We start from the raw sequence: 26,101 nt of genomic DNA, 5'->3' as shown, positions 1-26,101 counted from the left end.
CACTCAGTGCGGGATCGGCCGCTGGTCGTCCTCGAGGTACACCCAGCCGCAGGGGACGTAGTCGCCGTACTCGGCGAAGCCGTCGCCTGCGCCACGGCTGGCGGGCAGGAAGTGGATGAGCATCCAGTTCTCCCGGTACAGCCACAGGTGGTCCCACACGTCGACCTCGGCGAACTTCGTGACCACCGAGGCGTCCAACGTGCCCGTCTCCTCGCGTGGTCCGGGGTGCACGGGGATGCCCTCGAGGTCGAACAGCGCGTCGGTGCCCTGGGGCTGGGGGCAGATGCCGCCGTGGCCGCCCTGTCCGGTCGTCAGCACCGGCCAGTTGTCCTCCAGGCGCACGCTGCGCTGGACCTTGATCGGCGGTGTCGCCGCGCAGTCGGGCAGGTCCTGGCCCTGGAAGCGCAGCCGCTCGGTGATGGTGAAGGCGCCGTCGCCGCCGGCCACCTTCTCGACGGCGTCGCCGCAGCGGAACTCGCGTGCGATGGGGTTCTCGACCTGGACGGCCTTCTCCTTCGCGGCGTCCCAGGTCCAGATGTAGAAGATCTGCTCGTAGCCGTTGCCGTCGGTGATCTCGAGGCCGACGAGGGCGTCGTCGTGCCCGTCGTCGTTGACGTCGGCGTACGCCGTGTCGCCGACCGCGAAGACCCGACCGACGTCGTCGGTGCCGATCCGACGGAACTCGCCCGCGACCGCCTCACGCCACCGCACGGTGCCGAAGTCGAAGTCCCGGATCGTGGCCTCCGGCTCCTCCGTCGTGGCCGGGGCCGACGGTGACTCCGCGACGACCTCGGAGGCAGGTGCGTCGTCGGTGGCCTCTTCGGCACTTCCCGCGCCGGTACCGGCCGAACTGCACGCGGCTGCCAACGCGAGCACTGATCCCAGCAGAGCAAGCCGACGCACCATTGTCGTCCCCCATCGCGCGGTAGTGCTCGGAATCTACACGGACCGGTGCCCGAGGAGCCATGGATTCGGGCCAGCCGCGGTGGCGCCGTACGATTTTCGGGTCATGACGCGCACGTACGAGGTCCGCACCTACGGGTGCCAGATGAACGTCCACGACTCCGAGCGGCTCTCCGGGCTGTTGGAGGACGCGGGCTACGTCGCCGCGCCCGAGGAGACGCAGGCCGACGTGGTCGTGTTCAACACCTGCGCCGTGCGGGAGAACGCCGACAACCGGCTCTACGGCAACCTCGGCCACCTCGCGCCCATCAAGGAGGCGCACCCCGGGCTCCAGATCGCCGTGGGCGGCTGCCTGGCGCAGAAGGACCGCGACACCATCACCGAGCGCGCCCCGTGGGTCGACGTCGTCTTCGGCACCCACAACATCGGCTCGCTGCCCGCCCTGCTGGAGCGCGCGCGGGTGCAGGACGAGGCCCAGGTGGAGATCCTGGAGTCGCTGGAGGTCTTCCCCTCCACGCTGCCCACCAAGCGGGAGTCGGCGTACGCCGCCTGGGTGTCGGTGAGCGTGGGCTGCAACAACACCTGCACCTTCTGCATCGTCCCCGCGCTGCGCGGCAAGGAGAAGGACCGCCGGCCGGGCGACATCCTCGCCGAGATCGAGGCGCTCGTCGCCGACGGCGTCACCGAGGTCACCCTGCTGGGCCAGAACGTCAACGCCTACGGCGTGGAGTTCGGCGACCGGCAGGCGTTCTCGAAGCTGCTGCGTGCCTGCGGCGAGATCGAGGGCCTCGAGCGCGTGCGCTTCACCTCGCCGCACCCGGCGGAGTTCACCGACGACGTCATCGAGGCGATGGCCGAGACGCCCAACGTCATGCCGCAGCTCCACATGCCGCTGCAGTCGGGCTCGGACAAGGTCCTCAAGGACATGCGTCGCGCCTACCGGCAGCGCAAGTTCCTCGGCATCATCGAGCGGGTGCGCGCGGCCATGCCGGACGCGGCCATCACCACCGACATCATCGTCGGCTTCCCCGGCGAGACCGAGGAGGACTTCCGGGCCACGCTCGACGTCGTGCGCGAGGCGCGCTTCTCGGGCGCGTTCACCTTCCAGTACTCCAAGCGCCCCGGTACGCCGGCCGCGGACCTGCCCGACCAGGTCGACCCGGCCGTGGTCAAGGACCGCTACCAGCGGCTCGTCGAAGTCGTCAACGAGATCGCCTGGGAGGAGAACCAGGCGCTCGTCGGCCGCGAGGTCGAGCTGCTCGTCGCCGAGGGCGAGGGCCGCAAGAACGCCGAGACCCACCGGCTCTCCGGCCGCGGCCCGGACAACCGGCTGGTCCACTTCGAGGCCGACTTCTCCGCCACCGCCGGCGAGCCCCGCCCCGGCGACGTCGTCACGGTCCAGATCACGCGCGCCGCGCCCCACTACCTGGTGGCGGACGGCCCCGTGCGGGCGTTGCGGCGTACGCGCTCCGGCGACGCGTGGGAGCGGCGGGTCTCGACAGGCTCGACCAACGGTGGCCCGGCCGTCGGGCTCGGCATGCCGTCCGTCGGCGTCCCCGACCCTTTGCCCGAGGCACCCACCTGCGGGTGAGCCACCGCCGGTGACAGCATCGGCGCATGGCAGCTGACACTCCGACGATCCTGGCGACCTCCGGCGGGAGGATCGCTGGCACCCGGACCGCCTGGTCCGCCGGCCCGTTGACCCACCACGCCGTCGACCTCGCCGGTGTGAACGGCCGCGCGCCGCGGGTGTGCTTCGTCCCCACCGCCTGCGGCGACGACGCGCGACTGGTCCGCGAGTTCTACGACGCGGCGCACGAGGCGGGCTGGCACGGCTCGCACCTGCAGCTCTTCCCGATGCCCAACGTGCCCGACATCGCCGCGCACCTGCGTGATCAGGACGTCGTCTGGGTCTGGGGCGGCAGCGTGGCCGGCCTGCTGGCGATGTGGGAGCTGCACGGTGTCGGCGAGGCGATGCGCGCCGCGTGGGAGGCGGGTGTCGTGCTGACCGGCGTGTCCGCTGGCTCGCTGTGCTGGCACGTCGGCGGCACCACCGACTCGTTCGGACCGGAGCTGCGGCCGGTCACCAACGGCCTCGCGCTGCTGCCGTGGTCTAACGGCGTCCACTACGACTCCGAGGCGCAGCGGCGACCGCTGTTCCAGTCGCTGGTCGCCGACGGCACGCTGCCGGCCGGCTACGCCACCGACGACGGTGCCGGACTGCTCTACCGCGGCACCGACATGGTCGAGGCGCTCACGGAGGTCCTGGGCAAGGCGGCGTACTTCGTCGAGCGGGACGAGGCCGGCTCGGCCGTCGAGACGCCCATCGAGGCACGGCTCCTGACCTGATCTCTGGTCGTCGCACACCGACGTACCGAACGGCCCGCGCGACCGTGGTTTGGGGCCCGTGGGCGGGGCGGTGGCGCCGTTGAGTACGTCCGGGTGCGGTGCCTGTGGATGAGCACAGTGGGATCGATGGCAATCCGGCACCGTGCTTGCCATGTCCGTCGTCGATGAACTCCAGCGCTCGGGTGGGATTGCCGCCCGCGGCGACCTGGTGCGCCGGACCTCCCGACGTGAACTCGACGCCGCGCGCGTTTCGGGTGAGGTGGTGCGCGTCGCACGGGGACGCTACGGGCTGCCCTCGATCAGCGACGGCCTCGCTGCCGCGCACGCGCTGACCGGCGTCCTTTGCCTGGAGAGCGCAGCCCTGCACTGGGGATGGGCGGTGAAGTTCCCGCCGGGCCGCCCGCAGGTGGCACTGCCACCGAACCGGAAGGTGGTCGCAGAGCAGACGGCGAGGGTCGAGCTGCGGCGACTGCGGTTCGGTCCTGACGACGTGAGCGACGGCGTCACCAGCCCCGATCGGACGCTCGTCGACTGTCTGCGCATGTTGGATCCGGACCGAGCGCTGGCCGTCGCCGACTCGGCCCTGCGCGAGGGCTACGCGCTGCGTCGACTCCAGGCGCTCGCGCGGGACGCCCGTGGTCCCGGAGCACGCCAGGTGCGGTGGGTCGCCGCACACGCCGACGGCCGCGCCGCCAACCCCTTCGAGACGACGGCGCGCTACTTGACCGAGCAGGTGGAGGGGCTGCGGGTGAGGCCGCAGGTTCCGCTGTGGGGCAGTGAATTTCTCGGGCGGCCGGACCTGGTCGACGTCGACCTACAGATCGTGATCGAGGCCGACTCGTTCGAGTGGCACGGCGACCGTGTCGCGTTGCGCAACGACGCGCGCCGCTACAACGGCATGGTCGTCCACGGTTGGCTGGTGCTCCGGTTCAGCTGGGAGGACGTGATGCTCCATCCCGCCCAGGTACTGGCAATCCTGCGGGCAGCCGTACGGGAACGTACCGAACGATGCGGTGCGTGTCGGGCTCACGCCTGAGGAGTGGCAACAACCGGCCCTGACGCGTCAGTCGGTACGTTCGCCGACGAAGCTGAGGTAGTGCTGCATCTCGGCGATGGACTCCTCGATGTCGGCGAGGGCGCGGTGGGCGCCGGCCTTGGCGAAGCGCTCGTCGTACTTGCCCTCGAAGACGACCTTCCACGCCGAGACGTCGAGCATCCGGTAGTGCAGCCGCGAGTCCAGCCGCGGCCACTCGTTCGCGATGAACTTGCGGTCCTGGTGGATGGAGTTGCCGGCGAGCACGACTTTCGTCGCGCCGTCGCCGAAGTGCTCGTCGACGAAGTCGAGCAGCTCGTTCTCCACGGTCCGGCCGTTCTTGCCGTGCTCGTTCTGCTCCAGCAGGGCCTCGCGCACCGCGGCGTTCGCCTCCCAGAAGTCGCCCACCATGCGCTTCTTCATCAGGGCCGGGCCGCACTGCTTGACGGCCTCGTAGGTGTCGAGCGTGGTGAAGTCCCAGTCGGTGGCGATCGCGGCCACCTCCAGGATCCGGTCCTCGACCGGGTCCAAGCCGGTCATCTCCAGGTCCACCCACAGCAGCGCAGCGCTCATGGCCGCAGCGTAGCCACCGGTGCGGACCCCGCCCGAACTCAGCCGAAGCCGTGGGTGGTGTACGCCGCCACGCCGCCGGTGCGGATGCCCTCGAGCACGACCAGCTCGTGCGGCACCACCGGGTCGGGCAGGGCGTCGAGGGCGAACCACTGCAGGTCGGCGCACTTGTCGGGTTCGGTGATGCGGGGTTCACCCCGCCAGTCGCGGGCGGTGAAGAAGAAGTCGATGCGCTCGTCGATCGCCGGTCCGCCGGCGGTGCGCTGCATCGAGGTGAGGAACTCCAGGGCCAGCCCGTCGACGGCGATCTCCTCGTGCGCCTCCCGCTGCGCGGCGTCGTACGCCGTCTCGCCGGCCTCGACGTGGCCCGCGGCGGCCGCTGCCCAGTGGCCGTCCATGAAGCCGGTGTGCTGGCGCAATTGCAGGAGCACCTCGGTGGACCCGACCGCCGTCTCCCGCAGAAGGAAGACGTAGGCGGCGGGGACGACGGCGAACCGAACCTTGCCGGTCGTGTCGTCCCTGATGGTCACCGAGGTGCTCTGCCCGTCCGTCGTTCGTGCGCCGCCCGAGGGCGGCGTCACGAGCTCAGTTCTGGATGTCGTCGTCCTTGCCGTCGAGCTTGTCGAGGGCGTCCTTGGCCTTGTCCGTGCCCTGCTGGATCTTGTCGTCGTACTTGCCGCCGGTCTTCTCGCTCAGCTTGGCCGCGCCCTTGTCGATGCCGTCGCTGATCTTGTCGCCGTGGTCGTCGACGGCTTTGGTCAGCTTGTCCTTGGCCTTGCTGAAGAAACCCACGAGACTTCTCTCCTCCAGAGGGGGGGTGTGCGTGACGCCAGCCTAGCCAGAACGCCACACTGGCACCATGGTCACCGCCGCCGAGCGTCGCGCACAGCCGGCCGTGGTGGCGGTCGTGGGCCCCACGGCCTCGGGCAAGACCGGCCTCTCGCTCGACCTCGCGGAGGCGTTGGGCGGCGAGGTGGTCAACACCGACGCGATGCAGGTCTACCGCGGCATGGACGTCGGCACCGCGAAGCTGCCGCCCGCCGAGCGTCGGGGGATCCCGCACCACCTGCTGGACACCCACGAGGTGCGCGACCCGGCGACGGTGGCGCAGTTCCAGGGATGGGCGCGCGACGCGATCGCGGAGATCCGCGGGCGCGGCCGCTCGCCGGTGCTGGTGGGCGGCTCGGCGCTCTACACCCGTGCGATCCTCGACCACTTCGACTTCCCGGGCACCGATGCCGCGCTGCGGGAGGCCTGGGAGGCGGAGCTGGCCGAGCGCGGGTCCCACGCGTTGCACGCACTGCTGGCCGAGCGCGACCCGGCGGCGGCCGAGCGCATCGTGCCCGACAACGGTCGCCGCATCGTGCGCGCGCTCGAGGTCATCGAGCTGACCGGTCGACCCTTCTCGGCCAGCCTGCCGCGGCAGGAGTACGTCGACCCCACGACCGTGCAGGTCGGTATCGAGATCGACCGGGCGGTGCTCGACGAGCGCATCGAGCTCCGCGTGGACCGGATGTTCGACGAGGGCCTCGTGGCCGAGGTGGAACGGCTGGTCGGGGCGGGCCTGCGTGAGGGACGCACGGCGTCCCGTGCGATCGGCTACCGCGAGGTCCTGGCGCACCTGGATGGAGAGATGACGCTGGCGCAGGCCCGTGACCGGATCGTCGTGGCGACGCGGCAGTTCTCGCGCCGCCAGATGGCGTGGTGGCGCAAGGACCCGCGCATCCACTGGGTGGCCCACGACGACCCGCACCGGATCGACCGTGCGCTGTCGGTGGTCGGCGAGAGGGTGGCCCCATGAACGATCGGCGGCCCACCCTGACCTACTACACCGCGACCAGTCTCGACGGCTTCATCGCCGACGCGGAGGACTCCCTCGCATGGCTCTTCGGCAACGACCAGGACCACGAGGGTCTGCTCAACTACGACGCGTTCTTCGCCGACATCGGTGCGATCGTGATGGGGGCGACGACGTACGAATGGGTGCTCGCCCACAGCGCCGACGTCGTCGAGGAGGTCGGGTCGCCGTGGCCCTATGACCTGCCGGCGTTCGTGATGACCCATCGCGACCTCTCCGCCGAGCCCGGCCGCGACATCCGGTTCGCCTCCGGTGAGGTGCGTGCCGTGCACGACGCCATGGTGGCCGCCGCCGACGGCAAGGACCTGTGGGTGGTGGGTGGTGGTGACCTCGCCGGCCAGTTCGCCGACGCCGGGCTGCTCGACGAGGTCATCACCTACGTCGCGCCGGTGACGCTGGGTTCGGGGCGTCCGCTGCTGCCGCGTCGTCTCGCACTCGAGCTGGTGGAGACGGGACGCAACCGGGACTTCACCTGCCACCGTTACCGCGTGCGGGGACCGGGGGAGTGGTGAGACCGACGTAGCCTCGGTGCCATGACGCTTCCTGCTCCCAGCCCGAGCACTGCCGCCCTGGTCACCGGCGCCTCGTCCGGCATCGGTGCCGCCATCGCCCGCGAGCTCGCGACCCGCGGTCACCGCGTCGTGTTGGTCGCGCGCAGCGAGGACAAGCTCCGCGAGGTCGCCGACCAGGTCGTCGCCGCCGGCGGGACCGCCGACGTCCTGCCCACCGACCTGGCCGACCGCGCCGCCCGGGCCGAGCTCCTGGACCGGGTCGCGGACCTCGGTGTCACCGTGGACGTGCTGGTCAACAACGCCGGCTTCTCCACCACCGGCCCCGTGGCCGACGCCGACGTGGAGCGTGAGCTGGACCAGGTCGAGGTCGACGTCGCCTCGGTGGTCGACCTGACCACCCGCTGGCTGCCCGGCGCCACGCAGCGGGGCCGGGGCGCCCTGCTCAACGTCGCCTCGACGATCGCCTTCCAGCCCTTCCCCGGCCAGGCGGGGTACGGCGCCGCGAAGGCCCACGTGCTCTCCTACACCCAGGCGCTCGCCGCCGAGACCAAGGGGACGGGCGTCACCGTGACCGCCCTGTGCCCGGGCCCGGTCGACACCGGCTTCGTGGCGGCAGCCGGCTTCACCGAGGAGGAGGCCCACGGGTCGGTGCCGCGGGCGATGTGGGTCAGCGCACCGGCCGTGGCCCGGGCCGGGATCGACGGCCTCGCCAAGGGCCGCACGGTCGTCGTGCCCGGCGCCCCCAACCGGATCGGCGCGATGCTCGCGCCGCTGGTCCCGCGCTCGGCGCTGCTGCCGCTGATCGCCAGGGGCCACCCGGCGCTGCGGCGCGGTCGCCCGACCCGGTGACCCGGGGCCCAACTAGGCTGGGAACGTGAGCGACGCCTACCCCTTCGCGAAGGGCCACGGCACCGAGAACGACTTCGTGCTGCTGCCCGACCCCGACGGCACGGTCCACGTCGACCTGACCGCCGGCCGGGTGCGTGCGCTCACCGATCGCCGCGCCGGACTCGGTGGTGACGGCGTACTCCGCGTCGTGCGGACCGAGGCCGTCGACGAGGCGCGCGGGCAGGACGCCGAGTGGTTCATGGACTACCGCAACGCCGACGGCTCGCTGTCGGAGATGTGCGGCAACGGCATCCGCGTCTTCGGGCGCTACCTGGTCGAGGAGGGGTGGGCCGACCCGACGCGGCCGCTGCCGATCGCGACCCGCGACGGCGTCAAGACGCTGCGCTTCGACGGCCCCGACATCACCGTCGACATGGGCGCGCCGCGGCTGCTGGGCGAGACCGTCATCGGCGTCGGCGGCTGGGAGTGGTCCGCCCGCCACGTCGACATGGGCAACCCCCACGCCGTCGCCTTCGTGGAGGACCTCGACGACGCGGGCCCGCTGCGCGAGGCACCGCTGCACGACCCGGCGACCTATCCGCACGGGGTCAATGTCGAGTTCGTCCAGCGGCGTGCGCCGCACCACGTCGCGATGCGGGTCCACGAGCGTGGCTCGGGCGAGACCCGCTCCTGCGGCACGGGCGCGTGCGCGGTCATGGTCGCCACCGCGGTCGCCGACGACGCCGAGCGCGGTACGCCGTACCGCATCGACCTGCCCGGCGGCACGCTGCGCGTCACCTGGACCACCGAGGACCGGGTGCTGATGACGGGGCCGGCCGTGATCGTCGGCCGCGGCACGACCTCGCTCTAGGGGTCCTCGCCGGCCCGGTTAGTCTCCGAACATGGAACTCTCCGGATCTTCAGCCATCGTCACCGGCGGCGCCTCGGGCATCGGCGCCGCGGCCGCCCGCCAGCTCGCCGCCAAGGGCGCGACCGTCGTCGTCGCGGACCTGCAGGCCGACCGCGGTGAGGCACTCGCCGACGAGATCAAGGGCGTCTTCGCGCAGGTCGACGTCACCGACACCGACCAGATCGGTGCGGCAGTGACGGCCGCCGCCGACATCGCCCCGTTGCGCGCCGTCGTCAACTCCGCCGGCATCGGCTGGGCCCAGCGCACCATCGGCCGCGACGGCCAGGTCGAGTCCGCCCACGACCTGGCCGCCTTCACCAAGGTCATCGCCATCAACCTGATCGGCACCTTCGACATGGTCCGCCAGGCCGCGACCGCCATGAGCCAGAACGAGCCCGACGCGGACAACTGCCGGGGTGCGATCGTCAACCTCGCCAGCGTCGCGGCCTTCGACGGCCAGATCGGCCAGGCGTCGTACTCCGCCTCCAAGGGTGGCGTCGTCGGCATGACGCTCCCCGTCGCGCGGGACCTCTCCGCCGCCGGCATCCGCCTCAACACCGTCGCCCCCGGCCTGATCGACACCCCGATCTACGGCGAGGGCGAGCAGGCCGAGGAGTTCAAGGCCCGGCTCGGCCAGAGCGTGCTGTTCCCCAAGCGTCTCGGCGTCCCCGACGAGTTGGCCAGCATGGTCCTGGAGTGCCTGACCAACTCCTACATGAACGGTGAGGTGATCCGGGTCGACGGCGGCATCCGCATGCCCCCGAAGTGACCGACGACTTCATCGCCCCCTCGGCACAGGGGGGCGATGAGGTGCTCTACCGGCGGACGCTCGAGCCCGAGACGTCCTGATCGGCCTGCGCGGCCAGCTCCTCCTCGATCGGGGCGGAGCGGATCGCCACCGACCCGGCGACGGCCATGACGCCGGTGAGCACGATCAGCATGCCGATCGGCACGCCCCAGGTGTCAGTGGCGTCGTGCAGCAGGCCCACCGAGAACGTCGCGGTCGCCGCGAGCAGGTAGCCGGTGCCCTGGGCGAAGGACGAGAGCTGCGCGCTGCCCTGCGGCGTGCGGGCACGCAGGCCGATCAGCGCCAGGCACCAAGTGAAGGCCGAGCCGCCGGTGCCCAGCAGCAGGCCCCACAACCAGCCGCCGAGGAAGAGCGGGGCGGTCGCCACACCGAGCCAGCCGGCAGCGGTGATGGCGGCGAAGCTGATCGGTACGGCGACCGAGGTGCCGGCGTACCGCATCAGCACCGGCAGGGAGAGCGTGATCGGGATGCCGACGGCGATCGTCACGCCGAGGATCGCGCCGGCGCGGGTCGCGTCGACGCCGGCGTCGGAGAAGATGTCGCTCCAGTACCCGAACTGGGCGTAGGCCTGCGAGGACTGGGCACCGAAGAGGAGCGCGAGCGCCCACGCCACGCGGGTGCGAGCCACGCGGGCCAGCGAGATCGTCGCCCGGGTGCGGGCCGCGCGGCGCTCGTGCCGCGGCGGCCGCTCGGCGATGGCGGTGGGCAGCCACACCGCGAGGCCCACCAGCGCCAGCAGCGACCAGGTGGCCAGCGCCACGCGCCAGGAGTCGAAGGCGTCCGCGATGGGGGCCGAGGTGCCGGCCGCGACCGCCGCACCGGTCAGCAGCGTGCCGCCGTACAACGCACTGACCAACGGGACCCGGTTGGGGAAGTGCTGGCGGGTCAGCGGCGGGAGGACGACGTTGCCCAGGGCCGCACCGAACATCGCCACCGTGGTGGCCAGCAGGAACCCCCACGCCGAGTCGGTCACCGCGCGGGCCAGCAGGCCGACGACGATGGCGGTCAGCAGCAGCACCGTCACGCGGTGCACGCCCAGCCGCATGATCACCGCGCCGGCGCCCAGGCCGACGACGGCGAAGCACCACACCGGCAGCGAGGTCAGCAGGCTCACCGTCGTGGCGTCCATGCCCAGGCCCTCGCGGAGCTCGGGCAGCAGCACGCCGATGCTGGTGACGCCGGCACGCAGCGAGCTCGCCAGCATCACGATGCCCAGCCCCAGCACCAGTGCGGTCCACGGCAGGGTGCGGGCGGGGCGGCGTACGTCGGTCACCGGACGAGTCTCGCAGGGGGAGCGGCGGGGTCCGGCATCGACGACGGTGCGAGAGGGAACACGTCGCGTCGTGGGGTCACGGACGTCGGAGGACCTAATCGGATCGCGCTCCGTGCGGCGCCGCCGTACGCTGGAGGCACCCATGACGAACGCATCTGAATTCTCCCTCGACGACGAGCTGGCCGAGACCGCCGGCTGGGACGACGAGGACGACGCCACCGGCCGCGGGGACAGCCCCCGCAGCGGCACCACGTCCGCCACCTCCCGCGCGGGGGCCCCGGACGCGACACCCACGACCGGCGACCTCGACCTCGACGCCCGCCAGACGCTGCGGCGCGTCGCTGCGCTGCGCACCGACCTGGAGGACATCTCCATGGTCGAGTACCGCCAGCTCCGCCTGGAGCGGGTGGTGCTCGTCGGTGTGTGGACCGAGGGCACCGTGCAGGACGCCGAGAACTCCATGGCCGAGCTCGCGCTGCTCGCCGAGACCGCCGGCTCGGAGATCCTCGAGGCCGTCTACCAGCGCCGGCAGGCACCCGACCCCGCGACCTACATCGGCCGCGGCAAGGTCGAGGAGGTGCGCGACATCGTCAAGGCGACCGGCGCCGACACCGTGATCTGCGACGGCGAGCTCGCGCCCTCCCAACTGCGCAACCTCGAGGACCGCATCCACGTCAAGGTGGTCGACCGGACCGCCCTGATCCTCGACATCTTCGCCCAGCACGCCAAGTCCAAGGAGGGCAAGGCGCAGGTCGAGCTGGCGCAGCTGAACTACATGAAGCAGCGCCTGCGCGGGTGGGGCGGCAACCTCTCCCGGCAGGCCGGTGGCCAGGCGGCCGGTGGTGAGGGCATCGGTGGTCGCGGCCCCGGTGAGACCAAGATCGAGACCGACCGGCGCCGCATCAACGACAAGATCGCCAAGCTCCGCCGCGAGCTGAAGCAGATGGCCGGCACGCGACGCACCAAGCGCCAGGAGCGGCAGCGCAACCAGGTGCCCAGCGTCGCCATCGCCGGCTACACCAACGCCGGCAAGTCCTCGCTGCTCAACCGGCTGACCGGCGCCGGCGTGCTGGTCGAGGACGCGCTCTTCGCCACCCTGGACCCGACCACGCGGCGTACGCAGACCGCCGACGGGCGGGTCTACACCATGAGTGACACCGTCGGGTTCGTCCGGCACCTGCCCCACCAGCTGGTCGAGGCATTCCGCTCCACGTTGGAGGAGGTCGCCGACGCCGACCTGCTGGTGCACGTCGTGGACGGCTCGCACCCCGATCCCGAGGGACAGCTCTCCGCGGTGCGGGAGGTGCTCGCCGACATCGAGGCCGGCGACATCCCCGAGATCGTGATGGTCAACAAGGCCGACCTGGCCGACCCGCTGGTGCTCTCCCGCCTGCGGCGCAGCGAACCCCATGCGGTGGTCGTGTCGGCGAAGACCGGTGCCGGCATCGAGGAGGCGGTCGCCGCCATCGAGGCGGACCTGCCACGCCCCGACGTGGAGTTCTCCGCGCTGGTGCCCTATGCCCGCGGGGACCTCATCGACCGGCTGCACCGCGACGGTGAGATCACCTCGCTCGAGCACACCGCCGAGGGCACCCGCATCACCGGCCGCACGACCGACGCGCTGGCCGGTGAGCTGGCGGCGTACGCCGTCTGAACGACCTGTCGTCGACCCCGTCTAGGGTTGCCGCCATGTCCGGGGTCGAGGGTGCGCAGGTGCGAGAGGCGTTGGCGGCTGCCGTCGCGGCCGTCGGTGGTCAGGAGCGTGCCGGGCAGGTCGACATGGCCGAGGCCGTCGCCACCGCGATCGCCCGTTCCCAGCACCTGCTGGTCCAGGCCGGCACCGGCACGGGCAAGTCGCTGGGCTACCTGGTCCCGGCCCTGCTGCACGACCAGCGCGTCGTCGTGGCGACCGCCACCCTGGCCCTGCAGCACCAGCTCGTGGAGCGCGACATCCCGCGACTCATGGAGGCGCTGAAGGACCGCGACGACGTCGACACCTCCTTCGCCGTCCTCAAGGGCCGGTCCAACTACGCCTGCCTCCACCGGGTCCGCGAGGGCGTGCCCGACGACCAGGGGTCGCTGGTGGACCTGCCCGAGGGGTCGATGGGCGCCAAGGTGCTCGAGCTGCGCGAGTGGGTCGAGTCCGAGGCGGAGTCCGGCGGCACCGGTGAACGGGACGGGGCGCCGCGGCACACCGACAAGGAGTGGCGCCAGGTCAGCGTGAGTGCCCGGGAGTGCGTGGGTGCGGCCCGGTGCCCCTTCGGCGCGGAGTGCTTCGCCGAGCTGGCCAAGGAGCGAGCCCAGCGGTCCCACCTGGTGGTGACCAACCACTCGCTGCTGGCCATCGATGCGATCGAGCAGATCCCGATGATCCCCGACTACGACGTGGTCGTCGTCGACGAGGCCCACGAGCTGACCGCCCGGGTGACGCAGGCCGCCACCGACGAGCTGTGGGCGGCCGACGTCGAGCGGGCAGCGAAGCGCAGCGTGCGCCACGTCGAGGGCGACGAGGCCGACGACCTGACTGATGCCGCCGAGGCATTGCGTGACGCCGTCACCGTCGCCGAGCCCGGCCGGATCGACCGGTTGCCCCAGGACCTCTCCGACGCGCTGGAGCTGGTCCGCGACGCCGCACGCGCCTGCGCCTCGGCGTTCCCCAGGTCGTCCGGGGACGAGCCCGACGCCGCCATGAGCCAGGCCAAGGCGAGCGTGCAGGAGCTCTTCGCCACCGCCGAGCGGATGGCGGCGCTGGGTGAGTCCGACGTCCTGTGGCGCACCGAGGGCACCGAGCGGATGCCGCCCCGGCTCTGCATCGCACCGCTCCAGGTGTGGGGCCAACTACGCGACAAGCTGCTGGCGGAGAAGACCGCCGTGATGACCTCGGCGACCCTCAAGCTCGGCGGCGACTTCACCGCGGTCGCGACCAGCGTCGGCCTGAAGCCCTCCGAGCAGGTGGCGGTCGGCACCGACGGCCCGGACACCCGGCCGTCGGGCGCCGACGCGGACGGTTCCCCCGAGGGCCACGACGAGGCACAGCCCTGGGTCGGCCTCGACGTCGGCAGCCCGTTCGACTACGGCAAGCAGGCCATCCGGTACGTCGCCCGACACCTCCCGCCACCGGGGCGCGACGGCCTCGGCAGACCGCAGCTGGACGAGATCGCCGAGCTCATCGACGCCGCCGACGGTCGCACGCTCGGCCTGTTCTCCTCACGCCGCGCGGCGGACGCCGCCGCCGAGGCGATGCGGGAGCGGTTGCCGCACCTCACCACGCTCGCCCAGGGCGACGCCCAGCTGCCCGAGCTCGCCCGGCAGTTCACCGACGACCCGCACACCGTGCTCTTCGGCACCCTCGGCCTGTGGCAGGGGTTGGACGTCCCGGGGGAGACGTGCCAGCTGGTCATCATCGACCGGATCCCGTTCCCGCGGCCCGACGACCCGCTCCTCAGCGCGCGCCAGCGCGCCGTTCAGGCGGCGGGTGGCAACGGGTTCATGCAGGTCGCGGCCACCCATGCCGCCCTCCTGCTCGCGCAGGGGACCGGCCGGCTGATCCGCACCTCCAGCGACCGCGGCGTGGTCGCGGTCCTCGACCCGCGACTGGCCACGGCCCGCTACGGGTCGTTCCTGGCCGCGAGCCTGCCGCCGATGTGGCCGACGACCGACCCGACCGTCGTACGGCAGGCCCTGGCGCGACTGGCCGCTGGCTAGCTGTAGTGCTAGCGGACCGCCTTGGTGGCGATCCAGAAGTTCTCGTTCTCGTCCTGCGGTACGCCGTCGCAGGTGTTGTCCGGTCGGTCCTGGTTGCACCGGTAGCGGGTGCTGGCGTTGACGACGGTGAACTCGATCCAGTTCACCTTCGACTTCCCGTAGGGCAGCTTCTTGACCTGCTTGCCGTCGCCGCCGAGGTAGAAGAACACGCGCTTGATGCCGCCGCCCTTCTTGTTGATCTCGGCCATCGCGTAGCCGCCCTTGCCGTGGGGGAGGCCGTGGACGCGCACCCGGAGACGCCAGCCGTAGCGCAGCTTGCCGGCGGGGATGTAGCGGTAGGTCGCGCTGGAGAGGTGGGACCGCTTCACGGCCATGGTGCGCTTGCGGTTGTCCTTGAAGTGGCGGAACCGGGTCTTGAGCGGCGCGGCCGGGTAGTTCTGCGCGCTGCCCTCCTGGTAGGCCCGCCCGGGACGGCGGTTGTCCATCGCGAAGTTGGCGAAGTCCACCGTCCAGTTGCCGCCCACGCCGTAGTCCACCGCGCCCTGGAGTGCCTTGAGGGAGTAGTGGTCCTTGGGGTTGCGGCTGCCGTCGTAGCCGCGCCACGCGTCTGCCTTCTGCCACGCCTTGCGGACCACCTTGGCGCCGTAGCGCTCGGAGAGGTTCCGGAAGAGGATCCAGTTGGCGTAGGGGTTCGCGTCGGGGGCGTCGATCGGGACCCGCGGGGTCTGCAGGGCGCTCGGGCTGGAGTAGAGGAAGTTGACGTTGTCGTTGACGTCGTCGAAGACCTCGTCCTCGATCCAGGTCGCGGTCGCCTCCATGAACCACACGTCCTCGGCGTAGTCGTAGGCGAACTGGACGACGTGGAAGTACTCGTGCGCGGCGGTGGCCCGCATCAGCCGGTCCGCCGTGCCGGCGCCGCAACCGCCGGAGCAGAATTCCGAGAAGTTGTTGTCGAGGACCACGTATCCGCCCGCGCCGCGACCCCAGAGCGCGTTCTTGCGGTCCGCGACGGCGTAGCCGAAGACGCCGACGTCACGGCCGATGTCGGCCAGGTAGACGTCGGGGCGGTTGTCGCCGCCCCGGCCGGCGTCGTTGAGCGGGCCCCGGAAGCCACGTCCCCGGATGCGCTGGTGCGCGGTGGTCACCGCACGGCGTACGTCGACCGCGAAGGAGCGGCTGGCGGCGTGGCGGCCGCCCGTGACGTAGTGCACGCACACCGCCGAGCTGCAGGTGCGCCGGGAGGCCCCGTCGGGATACTTGGGCTCGTACGCCGGCCCACTGCCGTCGGTGGGGCGCGCCAGCAGCGAGTCGGCACGCTCCTGCTCCTTGCCCGAGAGCGCGTCGCGGGTCAGGAAGAGGTCGCGCATGGCCATCGTGAGGTCGACACCCTGCTGGCGGGAGTCGTCGGGACGGCTGCTGCCGCGGCCGATGTTGCCCGAGAGGATGCCCTCCACCATGGCGAGCGCCTCCTGGGCGCGACCGCGCTTGTCGTCCTTGTCCTTGGCGACGGCGCTGGTCGGGGCCAGCAGGGCGGCAGCGAGCGTGAGGACGATGGCCGGCAGTGCAACGAGGCGCGCGCCCCGCAGACGGGGGTGGTTCATGACGTGCTGCTCCCAGGGGGAAGACGGAAGGGCCGGGCCAGCCTACGGCAGTGATGCCGCCCCGTGGGGCAACGCCGAGCCTCAGATGCTGCGCATCACGGCGGTGACCTTGCCCAGGATCGTGGCGTGGGTGCCGTCGATGGGCTCGAATGCGTCGTTGTGGGGCAACAGCCAGACCTGCCCGTCCTTGCGCTGGAAGGTCTTCACCGTCGCCTCGCCGTCGATCATCGCGGCGACGATGTCACCGTTGTCGGCATCGGGCTGCTGGCGGATCACGACGAAGTCGCCGTCGCAGATCGCGGCGTCGATCATCGACTCGCCCGAGACCTCGAGCAGGAACAGCTGTCCCTCGCCCACGATCTGCTTGGGCAGCGGCATGACCTCCTCGATGCGCTCCTCGGCCAGGATCGGGCCGCCCGCGGCGATACGGCCCACGAGGGGGACGTAGCTGGCTGCGGGGGAGGCGTCACCGGCGCCGGTCTCGTCGTAGCTGGACTCCTCGGCGGCGGAGAGCGACTTGCGGGCCTTCATCACCTCGGGGAGGAAGACCTCGAGGGCGCGCGGCCGGTTGGGGTCGCGCTTGATGAAGCCCTTGTCCTCGAGCGTGCGCAGCTGGTGGGCGACGCTGGAGGTGCTGGTCAGGCCGACCGCGCTGCCGATCTCGCGCATGCTGGGCGGGTAGCCACGGTTCTCGATGCTGTCCTTGATGGTGGCCAGCACGCGCTGCTGTCGCGGGGTCAGCCCGGTGGCGTCCGGCGGCCCGTCGGGGAACTCGGCAACCTTCTTCAAGCCTGCCTTCTGCTTGCCGGCCATGGCGTCCTCCTGCGCAGCGGTGATCGAGTGCCTTGACGGTAGTCCTCCCAGCGCACGGTTTCAAACAACTGTTCGAACCGCGCGTGTCGCGACACGCCTCGAACAAGGATTCGAACAGGTCCTTGACTTCGTTCGAACAGGTGATCTAACCTCGCACATGTGTTCGATCGAACGTCTGATCGATCCGCTGGCCCGATCGCCGTACGGCGAAGTGTCGGCGGTCCCGACTAGACATCGCATCGCACGCACGACCCCCGCCGATCACCGGATCGACACTTCCCCCTGGAGGTCCCCATGAGCACGATCGCCCTTGCCCCGCAGGTCTCCTACGACGCGCGCCGTCCGGCGCCGGTCCGCCTCACTCGTCGCGGCCGGGTGGCCGTCATGGTGCTCGGGCTGCTGCTCGCGCTGGGCGCCGCCGTCTGGCTCGCTGCCGGATCCGTCGCCTCCGACGAGGCCGGCGTGGTGCAGGTCGAGGTCGTGACCGTCGACCACGGGGAGACGCTGTGGGACATCGCGGCCGACGCCGCCGCGGGTGGCGACGTGCTGACCATGATGGATCGCATCCGCGACCTCAACACCTTCGAGGGCAACCTGCTCCAGGCGGGTCAAGAGCTGCGCGTTCCGCTCGACTGAGCGCGCGCACGGACTACTCGCCGACCTCGACCCCCGGCGAGTGGTGGGGAAGACGAGGGCGGGACCGCGACGGTCCCGCCCTCGACGCATTCGGGCGACCTCACTCCTTGCGGGGGAGGAGTGCCAGGCCGAGCCCGGCGACGGCCCACGTGCACAGCACGAGGACTGGCGCCAGGGCGCCGGCGCCGTCGAAGTACGACGTGCTGCGCAGCGCGCTCCCCACGGCGCCCGGCGGGAAGAGCTGCCCCAGCGAGCCGAGAGGGATCAGGTGGGGACTCGTGGCGACACCCGACAGTGGGTTGCCGATGAGCATGACCGCGAGCGCCACCACGCCGATGCCCGCCGGGCCGATGAGGTGGCGCAGGCCGATGATCGGCAGTGCGACTGCAAGCACGCCGAGTGCGATGACGCCGGCGTTGGCGGCGTAGGACCCCGCGACGGCGTCGAGGCCGAACTGCAGCAGTGCGGCGAGGCCGAGTGCGCCGAGCGCTGCGGCGAGGGCGGCGGCGAGGAGTCGGTCACGGATGCGGGGCAGCGCCAGGGACGTGACGGCGCCGATGAGGATGCCGCCGATGGCGAGGGGGAGTGCGCCCGCGGCGAAGACGCTGCCGCGGGGGTCGCCATCGGCCGTCGGTACGACGTCGGTGACGGTGGGAGCCGACCCGGTGGCGCCGGCCACCTGGGTGCCGACCTGGGTCACGAACTGCGCAGGCGCCGCTCCGGCCCCCGTGGCGGTCAGCACCTCGGTGCTCCCGGCCCCGACGACGAGGGCGCCGTACGCCGACCGGTCCTCGATGGCCGCGACCGCGGCAGCGCGGTCGGCCACGGTGGTGACGTCGATCGCGTCCTCGCCGAGCGTTGCGGCGAGTCGCTGCTCGATGCCGGCGGTGGCGTCGGGTGGGCCCGCAACGGCGAGGGGGAAGTCGCGGGGCTCGTACTCGCTGGCGGGCCACGCGAAGGCGGCGAGGAGCACGGTGAGCAGGGCGGCGAGGCCGACGGCGGCTCCGATCACGGATCGCCAGGGTGTGGCCGCGGACGTCGCGGCGGCGGGTGCGGCGTGGCTCGGCGAGGTCGGGCTGGTCATGGCGAGACTCCAAACAGAATGAACATTCGGTTTTGACAAGGATGGAGACGCCGGCCGCTCCTGTCAAGAACGGGCGTTCGTTTTCTGTGGCAGGATGGCGGTATGCCGAAGGTGACCGAGGAGCACCGCGCTGCGCGGCGCGAGCAGATCGTCCGCGCGATGCTGCGGTGCGTTGCCCAGGACGGGTTCCACCGCACGACGATGGCCGCCGTGATCCGGGAGTCGGGGCTGTCCGCGGGAGCGGTGTACCTCTACTTCCGCAACAAGCAGGACCTGATCCGGGCCATCGCCGAGACCGCGATCGCCGATGTCGCGGTGGTGGTCGAGGAGGCCGCGGAGGCGGAGGAACTGCCGGACCCCGAGCGCGTCGTGCTCGACCTGACCCAACGCATCGTCGATCTGGGCGAGGCGCACGGGGTGGAGCTCCATCGGGTGGCACTCCAGACGTGGGCCGAGGCCGTGCGTGACCCCGAGGTCCTCGAGATCGCCCGCGGCGAGGCCGGACGCATCGCGGCCGCCTGGGTGACCTACGCCCGGCGCGCGATCGAGGCCGGCTTCCTGCCTGCCGACGCCGAGCCCACGCGTGTCGCCCGTGCCCTGATGGGCCTGCTGCCGGGGTTCATGCTGCAGCGGCTGGTGTTCCCGGACGTCACGCCCGCGGCGTACGCCGCCGGGTTGGGCGACCTGCTGCGCCACTGACGGCGGAGGGTTGTCGGCCTTTCGCCCACCTTGTCCGGCGTTGCAGTGCCCGACAAGGTGGGCGATCCCCGGCCGACCGGGGATCGCGTCCCCGCCTCAGCGCTTGGCCCGCTTGCCGCCCTTCGGTGCACCGGGGGAGCGACGAGGGGTCGGTTCGGGGAAAAGGCCGATGGCCTGGAGCAGGCGGGTGAGCAGCAGGAAGGCGAGGAACAGGCAGGCGACCGCGCCGATGCCGGCCACGGCGAGGAGGCCCCAGGCGGCGCCGTTGCCGTCGCGACGGGCCTCGGCGCCGAAGTCGATCGCGATGTAGACCAGGTATCCCCAAGCCAGCAGGCAGGCGGTGATGCCGGCGGCGAGACCCAGCAGTCGGGGCAGCACGCGGCCCCGCTGCTCGGTGGGTCCCATGCGCTTGCCGCTGCTCACGGGCGTCATTGTCGCGCATTGCTTCAACAATGGTGACCGGGCCCGCCGACGAGGGCGACACACCGATGTCCGGAAGCGATTTTCGGGGGCCTGTTTCCGCGGTGACCTGCGAAAACGCTGTGCCCGTGGCGGGAGGTCGAAACCAACTCTCCGGTTCGCTTGCGAGCGCCTTGGGTGGCGGCGTACGGTTGCCACTACATCTAGTACTTACACGGATGTAGTTCTCCACATCTAGTTCCACAACTCAGGCGTGGCGATCCACATCGCGAGGCTGGATGTCCACCGCGACAGCAGACTTTTCCACAGGCCACGACGCAGCGAAGGAGGCTCGGGATGCACTGTCCGTTCTGCCGGCACACCGACACCCGGGTGCTCGACTCCCGCGTGGCCGACGACGGTGCGGGCATCCGCCGCCGGCGAGTCTGCCAGTCGTGCGAGAAGCGCTTCACCACCGTCGAGGCGATGCAGCTGACGGTGCTGAAGAAGTCCGGAGCCAGCGAGCCCTTCCGGCGCGACAAGGCGGTCTCCGGTGCCCGCAAGGCCTGCAAGGGACGCCCGGTCACCGAGGACCAGCTGGCCTGCCTGGGCCAGGAGGTCGAGGACAGCCTGCGGCAGGCGGGTTCGCCCGAGATCGCCGCCCACGAGGTCGGCCTGGCGATCCTGGCGCCGCTGCGCAAGCTCGACGAGGTCGCCTACCTGCGCTTCGCGAGCGTCTACCGCGGGTTCGACTCCGTGGAGGACTTCGCCGACGAGATCGCGATGTTGAAGGCCGAGCGGGGGATCCCTGATTCCCCGGCGGTCCTGGACCGGTCGCAGGTGACGGCCGACAGCACAGCCAACACGGGCTGACACAGACCGCCCGGCAGGTAGTGGGGAAGCTGCCTGCCGGGCTTCCAACCCGCGCGACGCACCGGCAGTGTCGGTGCCTCGCGGGACACTTCCGACACAGCACCACCCACCGCAGCACCAGCACCAACAGTTCGCTCGAGAGCAGCAGGGGACAAGGAGAGTCATGACAGAGACGGTTGACCCGCAGGCAGCCACCACGGCCGGCACGGGACTGGAGATCGAGCGGGTCTTCAGCACCGAGGGGGTGCACCCCTACGACGAGGTCACCTGGGAGCGCCGTGACGTCGTCCAGAAGAACTGGAAGACCGACGAGACCGTCTTCGAGCAGCTCGGCGTGGAGTTCCCCGAGACCTGGTCGCTCAACGCCTCCACGATCGTGACGACGAAGTACTTCCGCGGCGCCGTGGGCACCCCGGCGCGCGAGACGAGCCTCAAGCAGCTCATCGACCGCGTCGTGCACACCTACGTCAAGGCCGGACTCGAGCACGGCTACTTCGCGACCACCGCCGACGCGGAGGTCTTCGAGCACGAGATGACCTGGCTGCTGCTGCACCAGTACTTCTCCTTCAACTCCCCGGTCTGGTTCAACGTCGGCACGAAGTCCCCGCAGCAGGTGTCGGCCTGCTTCATCCTCTCCGTCGACGACTCCATGGACTCGATCCTGAACTGGTACAAGGAGGAGGGATTCATCTTCAAGGGCGGCTCCGGCGCCGGCCTGAACCTCTCCCGCATCCGCTCCTCCAAGGAGCTGCTCTCCTCCGGCGGCACCGCATCGGGGCCCGTCTCGTTCATGCGCGGCGCGGACGCCTCGGCCGGCACCATCAAGTCCGGCGGTGCGACGCGCCGTGCGGCCAAGATGGTCGTGCTCGACGTGGACCACCCCGACATCGAGGAGTTCGTCGAGACCAAGGCGCGTGAGGAGCACAAGATCCGTGCGCTGCGCGACGCCGGGTTCGACATGGACCTCGGTGGCCATGACATCACCTCGGTGCAGTACCAGAACGCCAACAACTCGGTGCGCGTGAGCGACGAGTTCATGCGCGCGGTCGAGGAGGGCACTGAGTTCGGCCTCAAGGCCCGCGGCACCGGCGAGGTCATCGAGCACGTCGACGCCCGTGAGCTGTTCAAGAAGATCAGCGAGGCGGCCTGGTCCTGCGCCGACCCGGGCGTCCAGTACGACGACACCATCAACGACTGGCACACCAACCCCGAGACCGGCCGGATCACCGCGTCCAACCCGTGCTCGGAGTACATGTCGCTGGACAACTCCTCGTGCAACCTGGCGAGCCTGAACCTGCTGAAGTTCCTCAAGGACGACGACACCTTCGACTCCGAGACCTTCACCAAGGCCGTCGAGCTGATCATCACCGCGATGGACATCTCGATCTGCTTCGCGGACTTCCCGACCGACCCGATCGGCGACACCACCCGCGACTACCGCCAGCTCGGCATCGGCTACGCCAACCTCGGCGCGATGCTGATGGCGATGGGCCTGGGCTACGACTCCGAGGGTGGCCGTGCGATGGCCGCCTCCATCACCAGCCTGATGACCGGCACGTCCTACCGCCGCTCGGCCGAGCTCGCCGGCATCGTCGGCCCGTACGCCGGTTACGCCCGCAACGCTGAGCCGCACCAGCGGGTGATGCGCAAGCACCAGGCCGCCAACGACGCCCTGCGCCCGATCCACGCCGTCGACGGCGACGTCCGCGAGGCCGCGGCCAGCGAGTGGCAGCGTGTGGTCGACCTGGGCAAGGAGAACGGCTTCCGCAACGCGCAGGCCTCCGTGCTCGCGCCGACCGGGACGATCGGCTTCATGATGGACTGCGACACCACCGGCATCGAGCCGGACTTCTCGCTGGTCAAGTTCAAGAAGCTGGTCGGTGGCGGCTCGATGCAGATCGTCAACCAGACGGTGCCGCGCGCTCTGAAGAACCTCGGCTACCAGGCCGAGCAGAGCGAGGCGATCGTGGACTACATCGCCGAGCACGGCCACGTGATCGACGCCCCGGGCCTCAAGCCCGAGCACTACGAGGTCTTCGACTGCGCGATGGGTGCCCGGGCGCTGAAGCCGATGGGTCACGTCAAGATGATGGCGGCCTGCCAGCCGTTCCTCTCCGGTGCGATCTCCAAGACCGTCAACCTCCCCGAGGAGGCCTCGGTCGAGGACATCGAGGACATCTACCTGCAGAGCTGGAAGCTCGGTCTCAAGGCGACCGCGATTTACCGCGACAACTGCAAGGTGGGCCAGCCGCTGGCTGACGCCAAGGCGAAGAAGAAGGACGTCGAGGAGTCCTCCGACAAGGAGGTCGAGGTCGTCGAGAAGGTCGTCTACGCGCCGACCCGCAAGCGGCTGCCGAAGTCGCGCCAGGCGCTCACGACCAGCTTCACCGTCGGTGGTGCCGAGGGCTACATGATCTCCGGTGCCCACGAGGACGGCGACCTGGGCGAGCTGTTCCTGAAGCTCGGCAAGCAGGGCTCGACCCTGGCCGGGGTGATGGACGCGTTCTCGATCGCGGTCAGCATCGGCCTGCAGTACGGCGTCCCGCTGGAGACCTACGTCTCGAAGTTCACCAACCTGCGCTTCGAGCCGGCCGGTCTCACCGACGACCCGGACGTGCGGATGAGCCAGTCGCTGATGGACTACGTGTTCCGTCGGCTCGCGCTGGACTACCTGTCCTTCGACAAGCGTTCCGCGCTGGGCATCTACTCCGCCGAGGAGCGCCAGCGTCACCTCGAGACCGGCTCGTACGAGCCGCTGGAGGAGACCGGCACCGCCGAGGAGATCGTCGACGGTCCGCCGACCGAGCCGAAGGCCAAGCGTGCCCCGGCCGAGGACGCGACGGAGGCCACCGAGGCCGTCGAGACGCCGCAGGACACCCCGTCCACGGCCAAGACCTCGGCCGAGCTCCTGGAGGAGCTGACCGGCGGCGCGGTCGACAGCCCGCTGTGCATGACGTGTGGCACCAAGATGCGGCCCGCGGGCAGCTGCCACGTCTGCGAGGGCTGCGGCAGCACCTCCGGCTGCAGCTGAGGCATCACGCCACTGTGCGGTGGATCGGAGTCACCAGGTGACTCCGATCCACCGCACTGGTGGTTTTCGAGGCGGCGTACGCCGCGGCGCGGGTGAGCGGGTCGGCTCAGCTGCAGTTGTCGCAGACGCCGGTCGCCGGGAGCGCCATGAAGCAGCTGGGGCAGACCGCCGGCGTGGGCTCCGGTCGCGCTGACCGCTTCGGCTCGGCCTTGGGCTTGCGCGCGGGACGCTCCTGGCTGCCCGCGGTGCGTGTCGCGCGGGATCGTGCGGAGCTCACCGTGGGCGTGGGCTCAGGAGCGAGCTCCTCGGGCGGCTCCCATCCGGGCGGCGCCGGATCGGCGATGTCGAAGCCCGCCAGGACCTCCCGCGCCGCATCGGTGGGCTGGTGCTTGGGACGGGTCACGATGTCGAAGCGCGACGCGGCGCCGTCGAGGAAGGTCGGGGCGTCGGGTGCCATGCGGCCGGGCAGCTGCCGGTGGCGCCAGCGGCGCGGGGTGGTGCCCTTCTGGACGATCGCGACCAGGTCAGGTCGCCGCCACACGACGAGTGCCCAGTCCTCGCGCGGCGTGACCGCCCACACGGCGGTGGGCTCGTCGCCGGCGTGGGCGGCTGCGGTGAGCGCGATGCGCTCGGGGTTGGAGAACCGTCCCGTCACGTGCAGGGCGCCGGGCAGCGGCTGCGTGACGACGTACTCCTCGGATTGCAGGTGCTCGATGGTCGCGGTGAGGTGGTCGTCAGTCCCGGTCACGGGACCATTCTGCTCCGAGCGCGTCCTCCGCGATCTGGCGGGTCGAGGGCTCCTTGGGCGACGGCAGCTCGCCGCTGCCGTAGGCGCGCTCGGCGCGGAACCGGACGACGAGGCGCTGCTCGTCGACCATCGCCCGGCGGTAGGCGTCCCAGTCGTCGTGGTCGCCCCCGATCGCGCGGTAGACGGCGACCAGCTCGTCGACGACCGCATCGTCGGGCTCGGCCGCCACCTCGGACAGCTCGGCCTCACCCTCCATCACGGCGTAGCTGAAGAACGTCTCGCCGTTGACGTGGAGCGCGGCCCAGGGGTCGCGCTCGAGGTTGTGGGCCTTGGCGCGGTTGGCGGTCGTCGAGATGCGGGTGACGCCGTCGTCGTCGGTGTGGTGCAGGACGTTGGACAGCTGGGGCCGGCCGTCCCGCTTGATCGTGGTCAGGACGGACTGGTTCGTCGCACGAGCGGCCGCGAGGGCTTCGGTGAGTTCCATGGACCCACACTAGGTCGCCGTCCAGCACCGGTGGGGTCGTCGGACTAGACCAGTTGCCGGCGTACGTGCTCGATCAGCACCGGACGGGCCGCGCGGCCCTCGGGGACCGGCAGCAGCGGGTGGACGTGGAGTGCGTCCGGCTCCTCGTGGTAGGTGACGGGACCGTGCTCTGCGATCGCGGCGCGCAGCAGTCGGGCGTCGGGGAGCGAGATGTCGCGGGTGCCGATCCAGACGTCGACCGGCGGGAGCGCCTCGAAGGTGCCCCGGAGTGGCGAGATCGTCGGGTCGGTCAGCGAAGTGCCGTCGGCCCACACCTCGGCGACGTGGTGCAACGCGGCCCGCGCCAGCCACGGGTCGTGCGGCTCCAATGCGTCGATCTCGGGGTTGGACATCGTGAGGTCGAGCCACGGTGCCATCACCGTCACGCCGCGCAGGCCCGTGACGCGGCCGCGGGCGCGTTGGGCGCCGACGAGCGCGAGGTTGCCGCCGGCGGAGTCGCCGATGAGGTACGACGCCCGGCCGGCACGATCGGCCTCGGCGAGGAGGTCGGCCACCAGGTCGTGTGCCTCCGCGGCGTGGTGGTCGGGCGCGAGGCCGTAGATCGGCACCCGGACGACAGCGTCCAGCTCCCGTGCCAGGTCGGCGACCAGTTGCCAGTGCTGCGTGACGATCTCGGCGTAGAACGCCCCGCCGTGCAGGTAGACCACCACCGGCGCAGCCGGATCGTCGACCACCTCGGGCCGGGCGACGTCGTACACGGTGACGTCGTGCCCGCCGGGTGCCCTCCGCTCGGTGACGGCAAGGCCGCGCACCGCTCGCGGCGGGGGCGTCGTCGGCCCCTTGGGCTGCGCCAACAGCGCCGGGCCGCCGTCCGGCGCCGCGTACTTCCGCTTGCGGGTGAGGCGCATGTACGCCCCCACGACCTTCATCTGCCAGGACACGGCGCCATCCTCACAGACGGATCGCGGTGTACGGCGATCGTTA

General features: G+C 71.2%; 26 protein-coding genes. 14 read left to right on the top strand and 12 right to left on the bottom strand.

The genetic code is table 11. The features are described 5' to 3' along the window. Window positions 1-3 precede the first annotated feature (3 nt). Window positions 4-903: a hypothetical protein gene (locus tag KUV85_RS10415; RefSeq protein WP_219959826.1), complete on the bottom strand. Its 900-nt coding sequence runs from the start codon at window positions 901-903 to the stop codon at window positions 4-6. 106 nt (window positions 904-1,009) lie between these two features. On the opposite strand from KUV85_RS10415, the gene miaB reads away from it, so the two are divergent. From miaB to KUV85_RS10400, 3 genes are all read left to right on the top strand, one after another. Then, the gene (miaB, locus tag KUV85_RS10410; protein ID WP_219959825.1) at window positions 1,010-2,494 is read left to right on the top strand and encodes a tRNA (N6-isopentenyl adenosine(37)-C2)-methylthiotransferase MiaB; all 1,485 of its coding nucleotides are present in this window, start codon (window positions 1,010-1,012) and stop codon (window positions 2,492-2,494) included. 26 nt (window positions 2,495-2,520) lie between these two features. Next, entirely contained in the window at window positions 2,521-3,252 is a 732-nt protein-coding gene (locus KUV85_RS10405) for a peptidase E (protein WP_219959824.1), read from the top strand. Between the two features lie 151 nt (window positions 3,253-3,403). Continuing rightward, entirely contained in the window at window positions 3,404-4,288 is an 885-nt protein-coding gene (locus KUV85_RS10400; protein WP_219959823.1) for a DUF559 domain-containing protein, read from the top strand. A gap of 27 nt (window positions 4,289-4,315) precedes the next feature. On the opposite strand, the gene orn is transcribed toward KUV85_RS10400, so the two are convergent. Genes orn through KUV85_RS10385 form a run of 3 tightly spaced genes read right to left on the bottom strand, consistent with a single transcriptional unit; the run spans window position 4,316 to window position 5,647 of the window. Then, window positions 4,316-4,858 (bottom strand): oligoribonuclease, encoded by a 543-nt coding sequence (gene orn, locus KUV85_RS10395; protein ID WP_219959822.1) that lies wholly within the window; start codon window positions 4,856-4,858, stop codon window positions 4,316-4,318. Window positions 4,859-4,896: 38 nt separating this feature from the next. After that, window positions 4,897-5,385, bottom strand: a complete 489-nt coding sequence (locus tag KUV85_RS10390) for an NUDIX domain-containing protein (RefSeq protein WP_219959821.1) — start codon at window positions 5,383-5,385, stop codon at window positions 4,897-4,899. Between the two features lie 55 nt (window positions 5,386-5,440). After that, window positions 5,441-5,647: an antitoxin gene (locus tag KUV85_RS10385; protein WP_219959820.1), complete on the bottom strand. Its 207-nt coding sequence runs from the start codon at window positions 5,645-5,647 to the stop codon at window positions 5,441-5,443. A gap of 67 nt (window positions 5,648-5,714) precedes the next feature. Here KUV85_RS10385 and miaA point away from each other — a divergent pair, with 67 nt between their 5' ends. From miaA to KUV85_RS10360, 5 genes are read left to right on the top strand one after another with little or no spacing between them, the layout of a single operon-like run. Beyond that, on the top strand, window positions 5,715-6,656 hold the full coding sequence (gene miaA / locus KUV85_RS10380; protein WP_219959819.1) for a tRNA (adenosine(37)-N6)-dimethylallyltransferase MiaA: 942 nt from the start codon (window positions 5,715-5,717) through the stop codon (window positions 6,654-6,656). Continuing rightward, window positions 6,653-7,225, top strand: coding sequence for a dihydrofolate reductase family protein (locus KUV85_RS10375; RefSeq protein WP_219959818.1), 573 nt, complete (start codon window positions 6,653-6,655; stop codon window positions 7,223-7,225). The genes miaA and KUV85_RS10375 overlap by 4 nt, the downstream gene beginning before the upstream one ends. Window positions 7,226-7,246: 21 nt before the next feature. Next, the gene (locus KUV85_RS10370; protein ID WP_219959817.1) at window positions 7,247-8,074 is read left to right on the top strand and encodes an SDR family NAD(P)-dependent oxidoreductase; all 828 of its coding nucleotides are present in this window, start codon (window positions 7,247-7,249) and stop codon (window positions 8,072-8,074) included. 25 nt (window positions 8,075-8,099) lie between these two features. Next, window positions 8,100-8,924 carry a diaminopimelate epimerase gene (dapF, locus tag KUV85_RS10365; RefSeq protein ID WP_219959816.1) on the top strand — a complete coding sequence of 275 codons (825 nt, stop codon included), beginning with the start codon at window positions 8,100-8,102 and terminating at the stop codon, window positions 8,922-8,924. 31 nt (window positions 8,925-8,955) lie between these two features. Continuing rightward, a complete protein-coding gene (locus KUV85_RS10360; RefSeq protein ID WP_219959815.1) occupies window positions 8,956-9,732 on the top strand; it encodes an SDR family NAD(P)-dependent oxidoreductase in 777 nt (258 codons plus the stop codon). 46 nt (window positions 9,733-9,778) lie between these two features. On the opposite strand, the gene KUV85_RS10355 is transcribed toward KUV85_RS10360, so the two are convergent. Then, window positions 9,779-11,044, bottom strand: coding sequence for an MFS transporter (locus KUV85_RS10355; protein ID WP_219959814.1), 1,266 nt, complete (start codon window positions 11,042-11,044; stop codon window positions 9,779-9,781). Window positions 11,045-11,186: 142 nt separating this feature from the next. Between KUV85_RS10355 and hflX the strand changes: the two genes are divergently transcribed. Further along, window positions 11,187-12,698, top strand: a complete 1,512-nt coding sequence (gene hflX / locus KUV85_RS10350; RefSeq protein WP_219959813.1) for a GTPase HflX — start codon at window positions 11,187-11,189, stop codon at window positions 12,696-12,698. A gap of 35 nt (window positions 12,699-12,733) precedes the next feature. After that, window positions 12,734-14,749, top strand: coding sequence for an ATP-dependent DNA helicase (locus tag KUV85_RS10345; protein ID WP_219959812.1), 2,016 nt, complete (start codon window positions 12,734-12,736; stop codon window positions 14,747-14,749). Between the two features lie 8 nt (window positions 14,750-14,757). Here KUV85_RS10345 and KUV85_RS10340 read toward each other — a convergent pair whose 3' ends face one another. Together KUV85_RS10340 and lexA are read right to left on the bottom strand one after the other, a co-directional pair. Continuing rightward, window positions 14,758-16,350, bottom strand: a complete 1,593-nt coding sequence (locus KUV85_RS10340; protein ID WP_219959811.1) for an MXAN_6640 family putative metalloprotease — start codon at window positions 16,348-16,350, stop codon at window positions 14,758-14,760. 81 nt (window positions 16,351-16,431) lie between these two features. Further along, entirely contained in the window at window positions 16,432-17,163 is a 732-nt protein-coding gene (lexA, locus tag KUV85_RS10335; RefSeq protein ID WP_219959810.1) for a transcriptional repressor LexA, read from the bottom strand. A 294-nt stretch (window positions 17,164-17,457) separates the two neighbouring features. Between lexA and KUV85_RS10330 the strand changes: the two genes are divergently transcribed. Then, the gene (locus KUV85_RS10330) at window positions 17,458-17,799 is read left to right on the top strand and encodes a LysM peptidoglycan-binding domain-containing protein (RefSeq protein ID WP_219959809.1); all 342 of its coding nucleotides are present in this window, start codon (window positions 17,458-17,460) and stop codon (window positions 17,797-17,799) included. A 100-nt stretch (window positions 17,800-17,899) separates the two neighbouring features. On the opposite strand, the gene KUV85_RS10325 is transcribed toward KUV85_RS10330, so the two are convergent. Then, window positions 17,900-18,883, bottom strand: coding sequence for a hypothetical protein (locus KUV85_RS10325; RefSeq protein WP_219959808.1), 984 nt, complete (start codon window positions 18,881-18,883; stop codon window positions 17,900-17,902). Between the two features lie 102 nt (window positions 18,884-18,985). Here KUV85_RS10325 and KUV85_RS10320 point away from each other — a divergent pair, with 102 nt between their 5' ends. Then, window positions 18,986-19,582, top strand: coding sequence for a TetR/AcrR family transcriptional regulator (locus KUV85_RS10320; RefSeq protein WP_219959807.1), 597 nt, complete (start codon window positions 18,986-18,988; stop codon window positions 19,580-19,582). A gap of 96 nt (window positions 19,583-19,678) precedes the next feature. On the opposite strand, the gene KUV85_RS10315 is transcribed toward KUV85_RS10320, so the two are convergent. Then, on the bottom strand, window positions 19,679-20,005 hold the full coding sequence (locus KUV85_RS10315; RefSeq protein WP_219959806.1) for a hypothetical protein: 327 nt from the start codon (window positions 20,003-20,005) through the stop codon (window positions 19,679-19,681). A 333-nt stretch (window positions 20,006-20,338) separates the two neighbouring features. Between KUV85_RS10315 and nrdR the strand changes: the two genes are divergently transcribed. Further along, window positions 20,339-20,854, top strand: coding sequence for a transcriptional regulator NrdR (nrdR, locus tag KUV85_RS10310; RefSeq protein WP_219959805.1), 516 nt, complete (start codon window positions 20,339-20,341; stop codon window positions 20,852-20,854). 163 nt (window positions 20,855-21,017) lie between these two features. After that, window positions 21,018-23,885 carry a vitamin B12-dependent ribonucleotide reductase gene (locus KUV85_RS10305; RefSeq protein WP_219959804.1) on the top strand — a complete coding sequence of 956 codons (2,868 nt, stop codon included), beginning with the start codon at window positions 21,018-21,020 and terminating at the stop codon, window positions 23,883-23,885. Between the two features lie 106 nt (window positions 23,886-23,991). On the opposite strand, the gene KUV85_RS10300 is transcribed toward KUV85_RS10305, so the two are convergent. Genes KUV85_RS10300 through KUV85_RS10290 form a run of 3 tightly spaced genes read right to left on the bottom strand, consistent with a single transcriptional unit; the run spans window position 23,992 to window position 26,058 of the window. After that, window positions 23,992-24,633 carry a hypothetical protein gene (locus KUV85_RS10300; protein ID WP_219959803.1) on the bottom strand — a complete coding sequence of 214 codons (642 nt, stop codon included), beginning with the start codon at window positions 24,631-24,633 and terminating at the stop codon, window positions 23,992-23,994. After that, window positions 24,620-25,117 (bottom strand): PPOX class F420-dependent oxidoreductase, encoded by a 498-nt coding sequence (locus tag KUV85_RS10295; RefSeq protein WP_219959802.1) that lies wholly within the window; start codon window positions 25,115-25,117, stop codon window positions 24,620-24,622. Before KUV85_RS10295 ends, KUV85_RS10300 begins: the two co-directional genes overlap by 14 nt. A gap of 44 nt (window positions 25,118-25,161) precedes the next feature. Then, complete coding sequence (locus KUV85_RS10290) at window positions 25,162-26,058, bottom strand: alpha/beta hydrolase fold domain-containing protein (protein WP_219959801.1); 897 nt, start codon at window positions 26,056-26,058, stop codon at window positions 25,162-25,164. Window positions 26,059-26,101 lie beyond the last annotated feature (43 nt).

This window comes from Nocardioides panacisoli, assembly GCF_019448235.1.
Classification (GTDB): domain Bacteria; phylum Actinomycetota; class Actinomycetes; order Propionibacteriales; family Nocardioidaceae; genus Nocardioides; species Nocardioides panacisoli_A.
This window is presented reverse-complemented; position numbering and strand designations above follow the sequence as displayed.